Source organism: Halorubrum wangae (assembly GCF_051194135.1).
Lineage (GTDB): Archaea > Halobacteriota > Halobacteria > Halobacteriales > Haloferacaceae > Halorubrum.
Genome location: NZ_JBLZNH010000003.1, coordinates 157,330 through 172,593 on the forward strand (window position 1 = coordinate 157,330; position 15,264 = coordinate 172,593).

At 68.3% G+C, this 15,264-nt stretch carries 16 protein-coding genes; 5 read left to right on the plus strand and 11 right to left on the minus strand.

From position 1 onward, the window contains the following. Nucleotide 1 precedes the first annotated feature (1 nt). The 8 genes from ACNS84_RS10815 to ahaH all read right to left on the minus strand — a co-directional run bounded on the left by ACNS84_RS10815 (nucleotide 2) and on the right by ahaH (nucleotide 8,222). The gene (locus ACNS84_RS10815) at nucleotides 2-1,420 is read right to left on the minus strand and encodes a V-type ATP synthase subunit B (RefSeq protein WP_435074877.1); all 1,419 of its coding nucleotides are present in this window, start codon (nucleotides 1,418-1,420) and stop codon (nucleotides 2-4) included. 1 nt (nucleotide 1,421) lies between these two features. Then, nucleotides 1,422-3,200: an ATP synthase subunit A gene (locus tag ACNS84_RS10820; protein WP_435074878.1), complete on the minus strand. Its 1,779-nt coding sequence runs from the start codon at nucleotides 3,198-3,200 to the stop codon at nucleotides 1,422-1,424. Between the two features lies 1 nt (nucleotide 3,201). Continuing rightward, nucleotides 3,202-3,531 carry a V-type ATP synthase subunit F gene (locus ACNS84_RS10825; RefSeq protein WP_435074879.1) on the minus strand — a complete coding sequence of 110 codons (330 nt, stop codon included), beginning with the start codon at nucleotides 3,529-3,531 and terminating at the stop codon, nucleotides 3,202-3,204. Continuing rightward, nucleotides 3,528-4,574, minus strand: coding sequence for a V-type ATP synthase subunit C (locus ACNS84_RS10830; protein ID WP_435074880.1), 1,047 nt, complete (start codon nucleotides 4,572-4,574; stop codon nucleotides 3,528-3,530). The genes ACNS84_RS10825 and ACNS84_RS10830 overlap by 4 nt, the downstream gene beginning before the upstream one ends. After that, nucleotides 4,571-5,149 (minus strand): V-type ATP synthase subunit E, encoded by a 579-nt coding sequence (locus tag ACNS84_RS10835; RefSeq protein WP_435074881.1) that lies wholly within the window; start codon nucleotides 5,147-5,149, stop codon nucleotides 4,571-4,573. Before ACNS84_RS10835 ends, ACNS84_RS10830 begins: the two co-directional genes overlap by 4 nt. 21 nt (nucleotides 5,150-5,170) lie before the next feature. After that, complete coding sequence (locus tag ACNS84_RS10840; protein ID WP_127116581.1) at nucleotides 5,171-5,422, minus strand: ATP synthase subunit C-like protein; 252 nt, start codon at nucleotides 5,420-5,422, stop codon at nucleotides 5,171-5,173. Between the two features lie 222 nt (nucleotides 5,423-5,644). Next, nucleotides 5,645-7,861 carry a V-type ATP synthase subunit I gene (locus ACNS84_RS10845; protein WP_435075164.1) on the minus strand — a complete coding sequence of 739 codons (2,217 nt, stop codon included), beginning with the start codon at nucleotides 7,859-7,861 and terminating at the stop codon, nucleotides 5,645-5,647. 4 nt (nucleotides 7,862-7,865) lie between these two features. Next, nucleotides 7,866-8,222, minus strand: a complete 357-nt coding sequence (ahaH, locus tag ACNS84_RS10850; RefSeq protein WP_435074882.1) for an ATP synthase archaeal subunit H — start codon at nucleotides 8,220-8,222, stop codon at nucleotides 7,866-7,868. Nucleotides 8,223-8,378: 156 nt separating this feature from the next. Between ahaH and ACNS84_RS10855 the strand changes: the two genes are divergently transcribed. Then, nucleotides 8,379-9,794, plus strand: coding sequence for a nucleotide-binding protein (locus ACNS84_RS10855; protein ID WP_435074883.1), 1,416 nt, complete (start codon nucleotides 8,379-8,381; stop codon nucleotides 9,792-9,794). A gap of 23 nt (nucleotides 9,795-9,817) precedes the next feature. On the opposite strand, the gene ACNS84_RS10860 is transcribed toward ACNS84_RS10855, so the two are convergent. Further along, nucleotides 9,818-10,789, minus strand: a complete 972-nt coding sequence (locus tag ACNS84_RS10860; RefSeq protein ID WP_435074884.1) for a transcriptional regulator — start codon at nucleotides 10,787-10,789, stop codon at nucleotides 9,818-9,820. A 211-nt stretch (nucleotides 10,790-11,000) separates the two neighbouring features. Between ACNS84_RS10860 and ACNS84_RS10865 the strand changes: the two genes are divergently transcribed. Then, on the plus strand, nucleotides 11,001-12,434 hold the full coding sequence (locus ACNS84_RS10865; RefSeq protein WP_435074885.1) for a TiaS agmantine-binding domain-containing protein: 1,434 nt from the start codon (nucleotides 11,001-11,003) through the stop codon (nucleotides 12,432-12,434). Nucleotides 12,435-12,460: 26 nt separating this feature from the next. After that, nucleotides 12,461-12,847, plus strand: coding sequence for a VOC family protein (locus ACNS84_RS10870; RefSeq protein WP_435074886.1), 387 nt, complete (start codon nucleotides 12,461-12,463; stop codon nucleotides 12,845-12,847). A gap of 36 nt (nucleotides 12,848-12,883) precedes the next feature. Here the strand turns inward: ACNS84_RS10870 and ACNS84_RS10875 are convergent, their stop codons facing one another. Next, a complete protein-coding gene (locus ACNS84_RS10875; RefSeq protein ID WP_435074887.1) occupies nucleotides 12,884-13,114 on the minus strand; it encodes a DUF7543 family protein in 231 nt (76 codons plus the stop codon). A gap of 117 nt (nucleotides 13,115-13,231) precedes the next feature. Continuing rightward, nucleotides 13,232-13,372 (minus strand): hypothetical protein, encoded by a 141-nt coding sequence (locus ACNS84_RS10880; protein WP_435074888.1) that lies wholly within the window; start codon nucleotides 13,370-13,372, stop codon nucleotides 13,232-13,234. A 96-nt stretch (nucleotides 13,373-13,468) separates the two neighbouring features. Here ACNS84_RS10880 and ACNS84_RS10885 point away from each other — a divergent pair, with 96 nt between their 5' ends. Together ACNS84_RS10885 and ACNS84_RS10890 are read left to right on the plus strand one after the other, a co-directional pair. Next, complete coding sequence (locus tag ACNS84_RS10885; protein WP_435074889.1) at nucleotides 13,469-14,590, plus strand: aminopeptidase P family protein; 1,122 nt, start codon at nucleotides 13,469-13,471, stop codon at nucleotides 14,588-14,590. Nucleotides 14,591-14,947: 357 nt separating this feature from the next. Then, the gene (locus ACNS84_RS10890) at nucleotides 14,948-15,235 is read left to right on the plus strand and encodes a DUF5789 family protein (protein ID WP_435074890.1); all 288 of its coding nucleotides are present in this window, start codon (nucleotides 14,948-14,950) and stop codon (nucleotides 15,233-15,235) included. Nucleotides 15,236-15,264: the final 29 nt, after the last annotated feature.

Consider the following 15,264-nt stretch of genomic DNA (forward strand, 5'->3'; position numbering starts at 1 on the left):
GTCAGTCGGCCGCTTCGACGACCTTGCGCTCGGAGTCGTCTTCGCGGTAGTGCTCCTCGATGAACTCCTCGTCGACCCGATTGAGGGCGTCTTTCGGGAGCATCGAGAGCAGGTCCCAGCCGATCTCCAGCGTCTCCTCGATGTCGCGGTTCTGGTCGAAGCCCTGGTCGACGAACTCCGACTCGAAGGCGTCCGCGAAGTCGAGGTACTTGTTGTCGAGTTCCGAGAGGGCCTCGCGACCGACAATGTTCACGAGGTCGCGCAGGTCTTCGCCCTCCGCGTACGCCGCGAACATCTGGTCTTTCACGTCGGCGTGGTCCTCACGGGTGAGCCCCTCGCCGATGCCGTCGTCCATCAGCCGCGACAGGCTGGGGAGAACGTTGATCGGCGGCTGCAGGCCCTGACTGTTGAGGTCGGGGTCGACGTAGATCTGTCCCTCGGTGATGTACCCGGTCAGGTCCGGGATCGGATGCGTGTCGTCGTCGCCCGGCATCGTGAGGATCGGGATCTGCGTTACCGACCCGTCACGGCCCTGGATCCGCCCGGCGCGCTCGTACAGCTGCGCCAGGTCGGTGTACATGTACCCGGGGTATCCGCGTCGACCCGGAACCTCCTCGCGGGCCGCTCCAATCTCACGGAGCGCCTCGCAGTAGTTGGTCATGTCCGTCAGGATGACGAGGACGTGGTAGTCCTTCTCGAAGGCGAGGTACTCGGCCGTGGTGAGCACCATCCGCGGAGTGACCGTCCGCTCGACGGCGGGGTCGTCCGCGAGGTTCATGAAGACGACGGAGCGCTCGAGTGCGCCCGTGCGCTCGAAGTCCTCCATGAACTCGTTCGCCTCTTCGGCCGTGATCCCCATCGCGCCGAAGATGACGGCGAATTCGGAACCGTCCTCGCCCTCCTGCTCTTCCTCCGGGACGCTCGCCTGCCGGGCGATCTGCATCGCCAGTTCGCTGTGCGGCTGGCCGGAACTGGAGAAGATCGGAAGCTTCTGGCCGCGAACGAGGGTGTTCATCCCGTCGATTGCGGAGACGCCCGTCTCGATGAACTCCTCGGGGTACTCCCGGGAGTACGGGTTGATCGCCGCACCGACGATGTCTTGGCGCTCCTCGGGGACGATCTCCGGGCCGTCGTCGATCGGGCGGCCGGAGCCGTCGAGGACCCGTCCGAGGAGATCCTCGGTCACGGGCATCTTCATCGTCTCGCCCAGGAAGCGGACGGACGCGTTCTGGTCGATACCGGAGGTGCCCTCGAACACCTGGATGGCGACGACGCCCTCCGAGGATTCGAGCACCTGTCCGCGCAGCGTCTCTCCCTGTGCCGTCTCGATCTCGACGATTTCGTCGTATCCGATAGCCTCGTCGACCTCGGCGTACACGAGGGGGCCGCTGATCTCGGTGATTGTCTGATACTCTTTCATGTTAGTAGAGGCTCCGGAGTTCCTCGGTGATCTCCGCTTTGAGTTCCTCGACGTACTCCTCGTAGTCCTCCTGGACGCCGATCCGGTTGATCTGGGGAGCGGCCTCGGTGTCGACGATATCCTCGACGGGGACGCCCGCCTCGAGGGCGTCGAACGCCTCGTCGTTGAACGTCTCGATCGTCGTCAGCATGAGGTACGTCTTCTCCGGCGGACAGAACGTGTCCACCGGGTGGAACGCGTTCTGCTGGAGGTACGCCTCGCGCAGGTAGCGGGCGACCTCGAGCGTGAGCTGCTGGTCGTCGGGCAGGGCGTCCTTCCCGACAAGCTGGACGATCTCCTGCAGCTCGGTCTCCTCGTCGAGCACGTCGACCGCCCACTGGCGCTTCGTGGCCCAGTCGTCGGCGACCTCGTTCTCGAACCACGGGTCGAGCTGGTCCTTGTACAGCGAGTACGACTCGTTCCAGTTGATCGACGGGAAGTGGCGGCGCTCCGCCAGGTCCGCGTCGAGCGCCCAGAACGTCTTGACGATACGCAGCGTGTTCTGGGTGACCGGCTCGGAGAAGTCGCCGCCGGGCGGCGACACCGCGCCGATCGCCGAGACGGAGCCCTCCGTCCCGTTGATGTTCTCGAAGTAGCCGGCGCGCTCGTAGAACTGCGCGAGCCGGGCGGCGAGGTACGCGGGGTACCCCTCCTCGCCGGGCATCTCCTCCAGCCGGGAGGAGATCTCGCGCATCGCCTCCGCCCACCGGGAGGTGGAGTCGGCCATCAGCGCGACGTCGTACCCCATGTCGCGGTAGTACTCGGCAATCGTGATTCCCGTGTAGATACAGGACTCACGCGCCGCGACGGGCATGTTCGAGGTGTTCGCGATGAGCGAGGTGCGTGCCATCAGCGGGTTGCCGTTGGCCGGGTCTTCCAGCTCGGGGAAGTCCTCGATGACCTCGGTCATCTCGTTACCGCGCTCGCCGCAGCCGACGTAGACGATGATGTCCGCGTCGGCGTACTTCGCGAGCTGGTGCTGCGTGACGGTCTTCCCGGAGCCGAACGGCCCCGGAATCGCGGCCGTCCCGCCCTTCGCGATGGGGAACAGCCCGTCGAGGATGCGCTGTCCGGACACCAGCGGCGTCCGGGGAGTCTTCTTGTTCGCGGAGGGGCGCGCCTCGCGGACGGGCCACTCCTGGTGCATCGAGACGTTCGCCCCGTTGGCGAGTTCGGCCACCGCCTCGGTGACGTTGAACGAGCCCGACTCGATGGCGGTGACCTCGGTGGTCTCGCCCTCTTCGAGCGCGTCCGGCGGGACCATCACCTTGTGGTCGATGGTGACGGTCTCTTCGACGATGCCGACCACGTCGCCGCGGCCAACCTCGTCACCGACCTCGACGGTGGGATCGAACTCCCACTCCTTCTCGAGGTCGATACCGGGCGCGTCGACCCCGCGGTCGAGGTACGGACTGCCCATCTTGCCCTCCAGGACGTCCAGGGGACGCTGAACGCCATCGTAGATGGCGTCCAGCATGCCCGGACCAAGGTCGACCGACAACGGCTCGCCCGTGTTCTCGACGGGTTCGCCGGGGGCGACCCCGGAGGTCTCCTCGTACACCTGAATGGTCGTGATGTCGCCTTCGATCTCGATCACTTCCCCCATGAGGCCTTCGTCGCCCACGTAGACGACGTCGTTCATGCGGGCATCGAGGTCGCGGGCGCTCACGACCGGACCGCTCACGCTCTGGATAACACCGTTTTCGGTTGTGGTGGTCTCCGTGGATTCTGCTTTACTCATGTTAGTCGTCCTCCTCCATCAGGTCGATCCCGATGGCTCGTTTGATCTGGTCGCGCAGCCCGCCGCTGCCGGCGCCGGCTCCGCCGAGCGTGACGAGCACTGGCTCGATGCTCCCCTCCACCGCCTCGCGGGTCCCCCGCGAGAGGTGGTCGAGGTCGTCGGTGTGCATCACGATGATGCCGGTGTCCTCGTCGTCGAGGGTCCGTTCGACGGCGTCGTCGAGCCGCTCGTCCTTCTCCTCGTCCGGTACGTCTTCGAACTTCCGCACGCCGGCGAGCCGGAACCCGGTAGTGAACTCGGGGCTGCCGACGACGGCGATCTCCTGACTCATGTTATCACCAGCTCCGATTCGATCTCGTCAGCCGAGAGGCCGGCCTCCTTGCCGCGGGCGATCGCCCGGATGTTCTCCACTTCGCGCTCCTTCGCGAGAATGTAGGAGATGATCGGAGTGATCGACACCGGGTGGATCGTGCCGAGCTGGTCGCCGTACGCCAGCAGCGCGGCGTCGGTCGCGTGCTCGAACGCGATGAGGCTGTCCGCCTCCTCGAGTTCGCGTAGCGCCGGGCCGAGCTCGTCGGCGTACTGGCTGTCCGCGATGTACTCCACGAGCTCGTCGAGGTTCCGCGCGAGCCGCGCGAGCGACCCGCGAGTGAACAGCTCGCCGCCCTCGATGAAGTACTCGGCGGGGTCGATGTCCGCGCCCGACCGGGCGAGCCGGAGGGCGTTCGTCGCGTTCCGGAAGTCGACCTCCGCCTTGAGGAACGCCTCGTACTGCCGGGTCGGCTCGTCGCCGCCGAGCCCGGAGAGGAGTCGCTCGTAGAACGCGCGGTCGACGGCGTTCTCGAGCGGCACCAGGACGTCGGTTTCCTCGTACTCGGCATACGCCTCGCGCAGCGGCGGCCCGTAGATCGTGTCCGCCAGCACGTCGACGACGGCGTCGATGGACTCGGCCTCCAGCAGTCGACGGATCCGGCGGTCGTCGAACTCGCCGGCACGGATCAGGTCGACTTCGACGTCGGACTGAGCCGCGCCGGTGTAGACGCCGCGGATGATCGTCTTCACGTTCCACGCGTCGAACTTGCGGAGGTACCGGGCGATGAGGTCGTACAGTGATCCCTCGCTCCAGTCCAAGATTCCCTCGAACTGCTCCGCGAGGTTCAGGTTCAGCGCGTACTCGATGAGGTCCACGCCGCCGTGGCGGCTCCCGAGGGCGTTGATCTGTTTCCCGTAGCTCGACTCCTCCATGAACCGGGCGATCTCCGCCGGGCCCATGCGAGTCAGCTTCCGGTACTCCTCGTCGCCGTAGAGGCTGCCGCGACGGGCACGAACCCGCGCGACGACGTACTCTGGGTTCGAGCTCCCGACGGCGCTCATTGGTCGAACAGTTGCTCCGAGATGTTCTTCAACTCGTCGTCCCAGACGGAGTCCAGGACCGAGTCGAACGTGTTGTTCACGCGAACGCGAGAGGTGTCGCTCTCGGCGACCACGCCGCCGAGACAGTCGACTTCGCCGTCGACCTCGGCGTTGCGGTCCGCGACGAGATCCTCGAGGAGCTCGGTGTCCTCGGCACGGGTGTAGACGGCGACGTCGTCGTCGTCGTCGAACTCGGCCAGGCTCGCGTCGAGCAGCGTCTCGGTCAGCTCTCGCCGACGGTCGTCGTCGAGGTCGGCGAGCGCCGCCTTGACGTCGTCGTGGACGTCCTCGAGGACGTCTCGGCGGGCCCCGAGTCGCTCCTGTTTGGCCTCGAGCTTCGCGGAGGAGAGCGTCTGCTCGCGCTCCTGCTCGATCTGGCGATCGGCCTCGGCGAGTCGCTCCTCGCGGATCCGCTCGGCGTCGGCTTCGGCCTCGGCGATAATCTCGTCCGCCTCGGACTCCGCCGCTTCGCGGATCTCCTCTGCACGCGCGCGGGCTTCGTCTCGAACGTCCTCAACGACAGTGTCCAAACTCATTGGTGTGAAAGGAAGTACCGCTTAGACGATGAAGACGACGACGAGTGCGAGGATGACGATCGTCTCGGGAAGCACCGTCAGAATGAGCCCGTTGACGAAGAGGTCGTCGTCCTCGGCCATCGCGCCGACAGCCGCCGAACCGATACCACGCTCGGCATAGCCCGCGCCGAGCGCCGCGAGCCCGACAGCGAGGGCTGCTGCGGCGCTGGGGTCGGTCAGCGTTCCACCAGTGGACAGTACGGCATTCCCGAGTTCGTTGGTAGCTTCAAGCATTGGTAGTAGTTGCGGTTGCTCGTCTCCGAACAGTTGCTATTTGCCTCCACAGTAGTCATAAAGCTTCCCAAAACGACCGAATAGCGCGGCCAAAACGGAATCCAAAGTCACGGCTGGCGAAGACATCGTCCCGTCGAAATCGAGGTGACGACGGGGACGAGATCAAACGAGTACAGCGGGTCCGAACGGCGCAAACGCCGAACGGAGACGGCTGGCGGTCGGCTAGTTGTCCTCGGTGGTGTACTTCCGGTCGTAACCGAACGGCAGGTACGTGTCCCCGCCGCCGCTGTAGAAGTTTCCGAAGAACTCCACGTACTCGAGACGCACCGCCTGAATGCCGGCGGAGGTGATCCCGAGCGCGAGGACGACGACGTGCCCGACGACCGCCACGAGGATTCCGCCGACGAGCGCGACGACGCCGACTGCGCCGATCGCGGCCGGGTCGAAGGCGGTCGTCATTCCGGCGAAGACCAGCTCCTCGCTCGGCGTCTCCTGGACGTGAGCGAGGTGCTCCGCCGAGAAGATGAAGTGGAAGCTCCCCTCGCCGCTCTCGTCGATGTACGCGCCGAACGCGAGCAGGTTCACGGCGAGCGCCATGCCGCCCTTCGCGAGCAGCACCGCCATGATACGCGCGTACGAGATGACGTTGACGATCGGCGAGAGTACCTCCGCGAGTTCCGGCGGCTCACCGATGGCGAGCAGAATGATACCCGCGAGGATGGCCGCGATGGCGGCGTATCCGACCGCGACCGGGAAGCCGGCGAACGACACCGCCCCGAAGGTGAGAATCGAGAACGACTCGAAGAGGAAGTCGGGCTTCGGGCCGGGGACGTGCTGGCTGAAGATCCACAGCCACGCGCCGTTGAGGATCAGCAGCCAGGAGCCGCCCTCGTACAGCGCGTGTTTCAGGTCGTGCTGCTGGTAGTTGCTCACGAACGAGAGGGTGTGACCCACGTTCAGGTGGACGAGCCCGAACAGCACGCTGGCGACGAGGAACGACAGCGCCCAGTCGATGTCCGCGGGCGAGAGGCCCTTACCGTCGACGGGCCAGTGGATCTCACCCGGGAGCAGCTGGTAGGCGTGGTAGCCGAACAGGTCGATGCCGAAGTAGATCCCGAACAGGATCGTGAAGCCGCCGGCCCACATCGCGACGGCACCGAGTTCGCGGAACGTCCCGTCGTACCTGCTGTACAGGAAGTAGCCGATGGCGGCGTACAGCACGCCGTATCCCACGTCACCGATCATGAAGCCGAACATGAGCGGGAACGTGAGGAAGACCAGGAGCGTCGGGTCGAACTCCGAGTACTTCGGTCGCCCGAACCCCTGCACGAGCAGCTCGAAGGGGCCAGCCGCGCTTCCGTTGTCCTGGACGACCGGCGGTTCGTCGTCGCCGTGGGGCGCGTGGCCGCCGTCGGTGGCGGCCTCTCGTTCGGCGGTCGCGTCGCTTGCGTCCGCCGGTTCGCTGCCGGTGTCGCCGTCGCCGCCGTGGTCGACGGCTTCGGTGTGATGGTCGCCGCCCGGCGTGAACGAGGCGCGTTCGAGCTCCTCGACTTCGGCGTGGTCGCCGACGGCGTCGGCGATGGCCGCCTCGAAGTCGGGGTAGGCGTCCGTGGGAATCCATCCCTCGGCGATGAACGCGTTCTCGGTGGTCGCGAAAGAGAGCGGCGCCTCCTTCTTCTGCGCCTCGATGGTGAGCTGTTCCTCGGCGCGGAGGAGGAACGCGGCCGCCTCCTCTTTCGTCGCCGCGAGGTCGGCCTCGACGGATTCGAGGTCCGCGCGCAGGTCCTCGCACTCACGCTCCAGTTCCGCGACGTACTCGGCGGGGCTGGTCTCGGCGTCCGGCACCTCAAGCAGCGCGATGTCGACGCCGACGAGCGAGTCCTGCAGGACGCCCGCTTCGGCCCCGTCGGCGGGCCGCGCGAAGACTGCCACGACGTCGCTCCCGGCGAACACCTCGTAGGCGTCGATCCCGTCGGCGTTGGCGAGCGTCGCCTCGACGGCGTCGGGCTTCGCCTCGCCGACGACGACCTCCAGCGAGTCGTAGCCGCGGAGCAGGTCGAGTTCTATCCCCAGGTCCGCGAACGGCTCCATCCGGTCGATCTCCTCCTCGCGGTCGCGAATCTCGGCTCGAAGCTCGTCGCGACGGTCGTCGAGTTCGTTGACGCTCTCGCGGACGTCCGCGAGTTCGCGTTCGAGCACCTCGTCGTCGAGCGCGCGGGCCGCGTCGACCTCGTCGCCCTCGACGTCGAGAACGCTCTCCAGCGAGCGGACGGTGACGAGCCGTTCGTTCACCGTCTCGGCGCCCTCGAGCGATTCACCTGGCGCGAACCCCTCGTAGCGCTCGTCGTAGTCCGTGACGTGCAGCGAGTGGGTGTCGTACGCGGCCTCGATGACGTCGTCGATGACGCGCTTCGAGCCCGTCACCGACACCTTGCTCATCCGCTCAGGCCTGAGCATCCACCGCCTCCTCGGCCTGTTGGTTCACCGCTTCCTCGAACCGTTCGACTGCGTAGTCGACGGCCGAATCCACGCGCTCGCGGGCCTCGCGTTCGAGCTCGTCGCGGTCGGACCGGCCCGCCTCGAGGATCTCCTCCTTCCGTTCCTCGATATCCTCGCGAGCCGCCTCGATCCGCTCCGCGGCCTCGGACTCCGCCTCTTCCTCGGCCTCGGCGCGGATCTCGTCCGCGCGCTCTCGAGCCTCGGCGAGGCGCTCGTCGGCGTCCGATTCCGCCGTCGCGATGATCTCGTCCGCCTCCCGTTCAGCCTCCTTGATCCGGTCGAGCACCTCTGGTCTCGCCATACTACTAATCGCCTGAAACTCTACAAGCGACGTATAAGGTGTTTGCGAAAATGCGCGGGGGTTTCGGCCGATATCGACGGTGAAACCATCGGGTCGAGGCGAGACGGCGGACGGCCGCCGCCTACATTTAAGTGCCAGTCGGCGGTCCACCACCGTATGACAACGGTCTATGCGGTCGCGTCGGCGAAAGGTGGGGTCGGGAAGACCACCACGACCGCGGCGATGGCGACGATCCTCGCACGATCCGGCGCCGACGTCGTCGCGATCGATGCCGACATCGGCATGGCGAACCTCGCGGGTGCACTAGGCGTGACGCCCGGCGAGACGACGCTTCACGACGTGCTCGCGGACCGGGCCGAACCGCTCGACGCGGTTCACGAGGGGCCGGAGGGACTCCGCGTCGTCCCCGGCGCGGACGACCTCGACGCCTACGCGTCCGCGGATCCCGCAGGCCTCGCGGACGCGGTCGCGGCCTTCGAGGGCGCCGACTACGTGTTCGTCGACGCGGGCGCGGGGCTCTCGCACGACTCGAGTCTCCCGCTCGCTATCGCCGACGAGACGCTGCTGGTCTCGACCGCCGAGCGGAACGCCCTTGGCGACACCGAAAAGACCCGACAGCTCGCCGAGCGGCTCGGCGGTACGGTCGCCGGGGCCGCGATCACCCGCGTCGACCCCGACGAGGTCGCCGCCGACGGACTCGACGATATCGCCGACATCCTCGACGCGACGATTCTCGGCCGGATCCCGGAGGACGACGCGGTGGTGCGGGCGGCGACGGCGAACCGTCCACTCGCGACATTCGCACCCGACGCGCCCGCGACCCGCGCATACCGTGACCTCACGCGAGCGCTGACCGGCGCGACCGTCGACGGAGCGGGGCTCGACGACGACGCCGTTTCGGACGAGGACAAGACCGACGACGAGACCGCAGCGACCGCGGCGCCGACGGCCGACGCGAGCGAGACGGAAGGAGCGGACGATGCGGACGACGCTGCTGACGCTGACGACGACGACGTGGAGGTGACCGACGCGGCGGACGAGGACATCATCGTCGCCGACGCGGAGGCGGGCGCCTCGGAGACGGCCGAGGAGTCGACCGCCGACCGCGAGGCCGCCGACGTCGGAACGGAGACCGTCGGCGAGGAACACGTCGACGCCGACGACCTCGAGGAGATGATCGAGGAGAACATCGACGAGGCGGAGGCGTTCGAGGGCACGGACGCGGACGATACGGAGGACGGCGGAGACGAAGACTCCGCGGCGGACGACGGCGAAGGCTCTGTGGCGGCGGACGACGAATCAGCGGCGGACGACGAATCAGCGGCGGACGACGATGCAACCGACGCCGAACCTGCGGACGACCCCGACGACGAACTCGCCGGAAGCGTCCCGTTCCGCGACGACGACACCGGGACGAGGAGCACCGGCCTCGCAGAGGACGGCGAGGGCGACGGGGCGGACGAGCCGGATGAGACGGAGGAGGTCGAACGCGAGGCTACGGACGATGGAGATGCGGAAGAGGCAGACGAGAAGCGCAGCCGCGGCTTCTTCAGTCGGCTGTTCGGCCGCTGAGAAGGCAGGGTTCGGTCGGTCGGTCAGGCCTCGGACGGCGGCTCCGCCCGGTCCCAGATGAGCTCGCGGATCTCTTCGGGGTCGGTGATGTCCGCAAGCTCTTCGCAGGAGACCAGCGCGGTGCTGTCGACCGACTCACGCTTCTCGTTCTCCTCGGTGAAGTAGACGGATCGCGTGCGAGCCACCTCGCCGATGGAAGACATGATCCGCGCGCGCTTCTCCGCGGCGGGGGTGAACGCCGAGTGGCCGGTGAGTACGCGGGTCTCGGCGTGCTGATCGTCCTCGGAGACGGCTTTAAACGGCGCGCGGGCGGTCGGGTGGACCGTGAAGCCGGCGTTGGTGAGGACGTGGTGGACGTGTTCGTCGTCGGGGTCGGTCGCGGGCGCCGAGGGTGTCGGGTCGGCGTCGCGCACCTCGCCGGCGCCCTCCAGCACGTCGACCGGGCTGGAGAACGGCTCTTCGAACAGCTCCTCGAGTTGGATCGCGACCTCGATAGAGGCGTTCATCCCGTCCTCGTACTTCGAGACGGTCCGTCGGGAGACCCCCAACTCCGTCGCGAGTCGTCCGAGCGACCAGCCGCGCTCCTCGCGCTCGTCGGCGAGGAGGTCGCCGTCGAGGCTGACGTAGAGCCCGCCGGGGGCCGCGTAGATAAGCGGCGGCATCCCCTCGACGAACAAGTCGTACCCCGTGTCGGGATTGATGACCGGGACGCCGTGACGGAAGTAGACCACGCCGGGCTTCAGCTCCTCGTCGCGGGTCCGGATCCCGAGCACCATCGGCGTCGCCTGCAGGTACTCGCCGAGCCGGCGCATCTCCGCGCCGGTCTCCGCGTCCAGCGCGTCGACGTTGCCGAGGATCTTCAACAGGAGGAGGTCCTCGTCGCGCCGTGCTGCCACGTCGAAGCTCTTGGGCCGGACCGCACACTGGTCGCTCACGAGGAATCCCGCGTCCTCCAGCATCGCAGTGATGTTTTCGATCAGCGCAGTCCGGGACATGCCCAAAAATAAGCGGCTCGCCGTATATATGCGTTGTGTCAGTTGTATCCAAACAAAAGCGCCGCCCGCTTGCGGTTTTCCCGTCGAGAGCGCCGGATCAGTTATATACTGTCGTTCGAGCCAGTGGTGACCCACCGGCCGTGAACGAGGCCGAGCGCCCGACGAAACGCCCGGGCGAAACCGGTTTGTTCGCCAGCGGGCAAGGACGCGTATGCCCATCGTCGCCGTCGACGACACCGATTCGCGCGAGCGCGGGATGTGCACGACGTACGTCGGCGCGCGGCTCGCCGAGCGGCTCGAATCGGCCGGCGGCCGGGTCCGTCGCCGCCTCCTCGTCCGGCTGAACCCCGCCGTGAAACACAAGACGCGTGGGAACGCCGCCGTCGCGGTCCACGTCGCCGGCGTCGACGCCGAGACGGCTTTCGACCTCGCCGCGGCGACGGTCCGGGAGTTCGCCGCCGCCGACGACCCGCGGACCTCGCCGGGCGTCGTGGTCGCCGACGTCGACGTCACCAGAGACCTGTTCGACCCGGACGGCCCCGTCAGTACCACGGGCGACGCCCCCGCGACCGACCCGCCGATCCCTGACGAGGTGGCCGCGTTCGCCAGACGGGCGCTCCGGCACCGCCTTGACCTCGCTGAGGCGCTGTCGCTCGCCGAGGCGCACGGCTACCGCCACGCCGCGTTCGGGACCGGCGGAGAAGACGGGTCGGCCGTCGCCGGCCGCGGCCGGATCGGTGCGCTCGCGGCGGTCGGCGCCCCGGCCGCGTTCGACGACTGGACGACAGAGCGCATCTCCTACCGCGAACTGGACCGCTGCGGAACGCCGCGCGACGTCGACGTCGAGAGCGTCTTCGCGGCGGCCGACGCCGGCTACCCGACCGTCTGGGACACCGTCGACCGCGAGACGGGGGCGGCCGTCTGCGTCCCCAACGCGCCCGGCCCGATCCTCCACGGGATCCGCGGCGACGACCCGACCGCGTGCCGGGAGGTCGCGGCGGCGATAGTGAGCGAACCAGTCGAGCGCGCTGCGACGTTCCGCACGAATCAGGGCACCGACGCCCACCTCGCGCCGGGACAGATCGGCGCGCTCCGCGACGGCGCGGGCTACCGCGTCGCGGGCGTGGTCGCGACCGAACCGGAGACGAAACGCGGGGGGCACGTCCACCTCGACGTCGCGGCTGACGGAGCTGACGGGAGTGATGACCCGGCACGCCTCCGCTGCGTCGCGTTCGCGCCGACCGGTCGCTTCCGTGATCACGTTCGCGCCCTCCGACCGGGCGACCGAGTGACGCTGTGCGGCGAGCACGAGCGTCGGGAGACGAGGGGTACAGACGGGCGAGGCGAGCAGTCGAACGGCCCGACAGCGACGCTCAAACTGGAGAAGTTCGCCGTGCGCGACCTCGTACGGACCGAGCCGGCGGTGCCGACGTGCCCGGACTGCGGCCGGTCGATGTCGTCCGCGGGCCGAGGGCAGGGGTACCGTTGCCGCGACTGCGACACCGCCGCGCCCGGGAAGGTCGACCGCGAGGTGGACCGCGACGTGGAGCCCGGTTGGTACGAGGTTCCGCCGAGCGCCCGCCGTCACGTCGCGAAGCCGCTCGTCAGGGGCGGGTTCGACGCGGCGATCCACCCGGAGCGGTGAAGTAAGCGGGAAGCGACCGCTCGCGTATGCCCGGAATCGTCTTCTACGGAACGGGGAACCGCGGCGGCGTCGTCGACTGCTACCGCGAGGTGCTGGACGCCGAGACGCGGCTCGAACAGCCGGACTGCACGATTCTGCGGTACGACAACCTCCTGTTCGGCTTCTGTGACCGCGACGTGACCGAGACGTGCGGGACGCTCACGTTCGTCTACCCCGACCGCGACGCGGTCGACGCGGTCCGCGAGCGACTCGCCGAATCAAGCCGCCGCCGTGACGAAGCGAGCGCGCCGCGTGCGGTGGAGGCGCCGCGAGAGAACGAGCGGTACGACATCTACCAGTTCTTCGCCGAGGACCCGGACGGCCGGACCGTCGAGTGTCAGACGTTCCTCGGCGACGACGCAGAATCAGTTTAAAAGGCCATACGGAGCGAACAGGTCAGACGGGTCGGCTCAGTCCTCGATGGTGCGCTCCTCGCGCCACGTTTCGGCGCGGGCGATCGCGGCGTCCCGGTCGTCGAAGCGTTCGCGCTCATACGTCGACTCGTCGGCGGCCTGTTCCATCACGTCGAGTCGAACGATGAACCCGCCGTCCCTGCGCTCGCGGAGCCGGACCGTCGCGTAGCCGTCGGACCGCTCCCACTCGGTGATCGTGTCGTCCTCGCGTCCCAGTGACCAGCTCATACCTCACGGGGTGGCCCCGGCGGGTAAAACGACGCGGTTCGGACGCGGTCGGCAGAACCGTACGGTCGGCGGAACCGGCCGGAGACGCCGGCCCGGGCTTCGGCCAGCGACGGCGACTCAGGCGCCCCCGGTCGGTCCTCTCGTGTGAGAGCAGACCGGACAGACCGCGTAGCCGAATGTGTCGTACGGGACGGACGCCGATGGAGCGCTCACGTGGCACTCCGGGCAGTCGAACGTCGACGCGTTCTCGATGCTCATGATTCCCCGTAGCACGGCGACCTATATGGTTATGCGTCGCTTGCCGCCCCGTCAACGAGGGTCTACTTATAAGCGGCCGCCGAGCCGAGATCGGTCATGACCGACGACACTCACGCGGACCGACGGCGGCGCGCCGCCGCGCGGCTTCGAGACGCGGACGCCGACGGACTCGTCTGCTTCCCGAGTCGGAACCTCCAGTATCTCACCGGGTTCGACGAGGAGCCGGGCGAGCGGCACTTCCTGCTCGCGGTGCCGGCGGCGGCACACGGAGACGACGCGGCGACCCTCCTCGTTCCGGCGCTCTACGAGACGCAGGTCCGCGAGGAGACGACGGTCGCGGCCGTCCGGACGTGGGCCGACGGCGAGGATCCGGTCGCCGCCACGAGAGACCTGCTCGCTGACCTCGGTCTCCGCGAGGGGCGCCTGCTCGTCGACGACACGATGTGGGCGACGTTCACGCAGGACCTCCGCGCGGCAGCGCCGGACGTGACGTGGGGACTCGCGAGCGAAGTCCTCGCCGACCTCCGGATACGCAAGGACGACGCTGAGCTAACAGCCCTGCGAGAGGCGGCCAAGGCCGCGGACGCGACCGTGCGTGACCTCCGCGAGTTGGGCGCCGACGCCGTCGGGATGAGCGAACGAGAACTCGCCGACTGGATCGGCGACCGGCTGGCCGCTCACGGCGGGACGGGCGTCTCCTTCGGGACCATCGTGGGCGGCGGCCCGAACGGCGCGAAGCCGCACCACGGCCACGGCGACCGTGAGATTCGGGCCGGTGAGCCAGTCGTGCTCGACTTCGGGACGCGGGTGGACGGCTACCCCTCCGACCAGACGCGCACGCTCGTCTTCGACGGCGACCCGCCGCCGGCGTACGAACGCGTCCACGAGGCGGTGCGCGAGGCGCAGGCGGCCGCGGTCGACGCCGTGGAGCCGGGGGTCACGGCCGCGGCGGTCGACCACGCCGCGCGGGGGGTGATCGAGGCCGCGGGGTACGGCGACGCGTTCGTCCACCGGACCGGCCACGGCGTCGGGCTCGACGTCCACGAGGAGCCGTACATCGTGGCGGGCAACGATCGCGAACTCGAACCGGGGATGGTCTTTTCCGTCGAACCGGGAGTCTACCTCGACGGGCAGTTCGGCTGCCGTATCGAGGACCTCGTCGTGGTCACGGCGGACGGCTGCGAACGGCTGAACGACACCGACCGCGGCTGGCGGTAGTCCGCGGAGGCGTTCGGGGCCCGAACCGCACCCGGCGGCGGCTCCGAGAGTGGCGGTCGACGGCGCGAGAGCGGGAAAAGATCGGCGCCAAGGACCGGTCGAGCCGCAGCGATAAAACGGGTGAGAGATCCCGGAAACCGACGCGTCGAACGTCCGACGCGAGATGCGGGAATCGTGTGCCTTCTCCCCAAGCGGAATTTATTACCGAATAGTATAGTTCTGACACCGAATTATTCCGGGGTCGAACGGCGGCCGTCACCGCGGAGCGGTTCCACCCTGTCTCCGACCGTCCGTCGCGGGGGTCGGCGGCCGATTCGCATCGAAACCATTAGTGTCGCCGGACCGGAACCGCGGGGTATGAGCGACAACGAGGAGGCCGAAGAGAGCGAACCGGCCGTCGAGCTCGGCGACGGGCCGGACGTGGCCGGCGAGCCGATCGTCCGCGTCGCGTCGCGGCTCACGTGGCCCGCGAAGCGCAGCGACGTGGTGGCACAGGAGGGCGACGCCGCCGTCCGATCCCCGGACGGCCCGCGCGACCTCGACGACGTGCTCGCGGACTCCGAGGTCCCGCTGTTCGAGAGCCGTAGCGAGTTCGTCGCGGAGGTAGAGGAGCTCGTTGGTCGCGGTCCGGTCGCGACCGAGTAGGGTCCGGACCCCGGGGCACGACCTTTTTG

Bases quoted from the DNA above. Each gene is read 5' to 3' on its own strand.
- ACNS84_RS10825 (WP_435074879.1), bottom strand. From the start codon at position 3,531: ATGAGTCAGGAGATCGCCGTCGTCGGCAGCCCCGAGTTCACTACCGGG.
- ACNS84_RS10815 (WP_435074877.1), bottom strand. From the start codon at position 1,420: ATGAAAGAGTATCAGACAATCACCGAGATCAGCGGCCCCCTCGTGTAC.
- ACNS84_RS10880 (WP_435074888.1), bottom strand. From the start codon at position 13,372: ATGAGCATCGAGAACGCGTCGACGTTCGACTGCCCGGAGTGCCACGTG.
- ACNS84_RS10875 (WP_435074887.1), bottom strand. From the start codon at position 13,114: ATGAGCTGGTCACTGGGACGCGAGGACGACACGATCACCGAGTGGGAG.
- ACNS84_RS10860 (WP_435074884.1), bottom strand. From the start codon at position 10,789: ATGTCCCGGACTGCGCTGATCGAAAACATCACTGCGATGCTGGAGGAC.
- ACNS84_RS10865 (WP_435074885.1), top strand. From the start codon at position 11,001: ATGCCCATCGTCGCCGTCGACGACACCGATTCGCGCGAGCGCGGGATG.
- ACNS84_RS10820 (WP_435074878.1), bottom strand. From the start codon at position 3,200: ATGAGTAAAGCAGAATCCACGGAGACCACCACAACCGAAAACGGTGTT.
- ACNS84_RS10885 (WP_435074889.1), top strand. From the start codon at position 13,469: ATGACCGACGACACTCACGCGGACCGACGGCGGCGCGCCGCCGCGCGG.
- ACNS84_RS10845 (WP_435075164.1), bottom strand. From the start codon at position 7,861: ATGAGCAAGGTGTCGGTGACGGGCTCGAAGCGCGTCATCGACGACGTC.
- ACNS84_RS10835 (WP_435074881.1), bottom strand. From the start codon at position 5,149: ATGAGTTTGGACACTGTCGTTGAGGACGTTCGAGACGAAGCCCGCGCG.
- ACNS84_RS10870 (WP_435074886.1), top strand. From the start codon at position 12,461: ATGCCCGGAATCGTCTTCTACGGAACGGGGAACCGCGGCGGCGTCGTC.
- ahaH (WP_435074882.1), bottom strand. From the start codon at position 8,222: ATGGCGAGACCAGAGGTGCTCGACCGGATCAAGGAGGCTGAACGGGAG.
- ACNS84_RS10890 (WP_435074890.1), top strand. From the start codon at position 14,948: ATGAGCGACAACGAGGAGGCCGAAGAGAGCGAACCGGCCGTCGAGCTC.
- ACNS84_RS10830 (WP_435074880.1), bottom strand. From the start codon at position 4,574: ATGAGCGCCGTCGGGAGCTCGAACCCAGAGTACGTCGTCGCGCGGGTT.
- ACNS84_RS10855 (WP_435074883.1), top strand. From the start codon at position 8,379: ATGACAACGGTCTATGCGGTCGCGTCGGCGAAAGGTGGGGTCGGGAAG.
- ACNS84_RS10840 (WP_127116581.1), bottom strand. From the start codon at position 5,422: ATGCTTGAAGCTACCAACGAACTCGGGAATGCCGTACTGTCCACTGGT.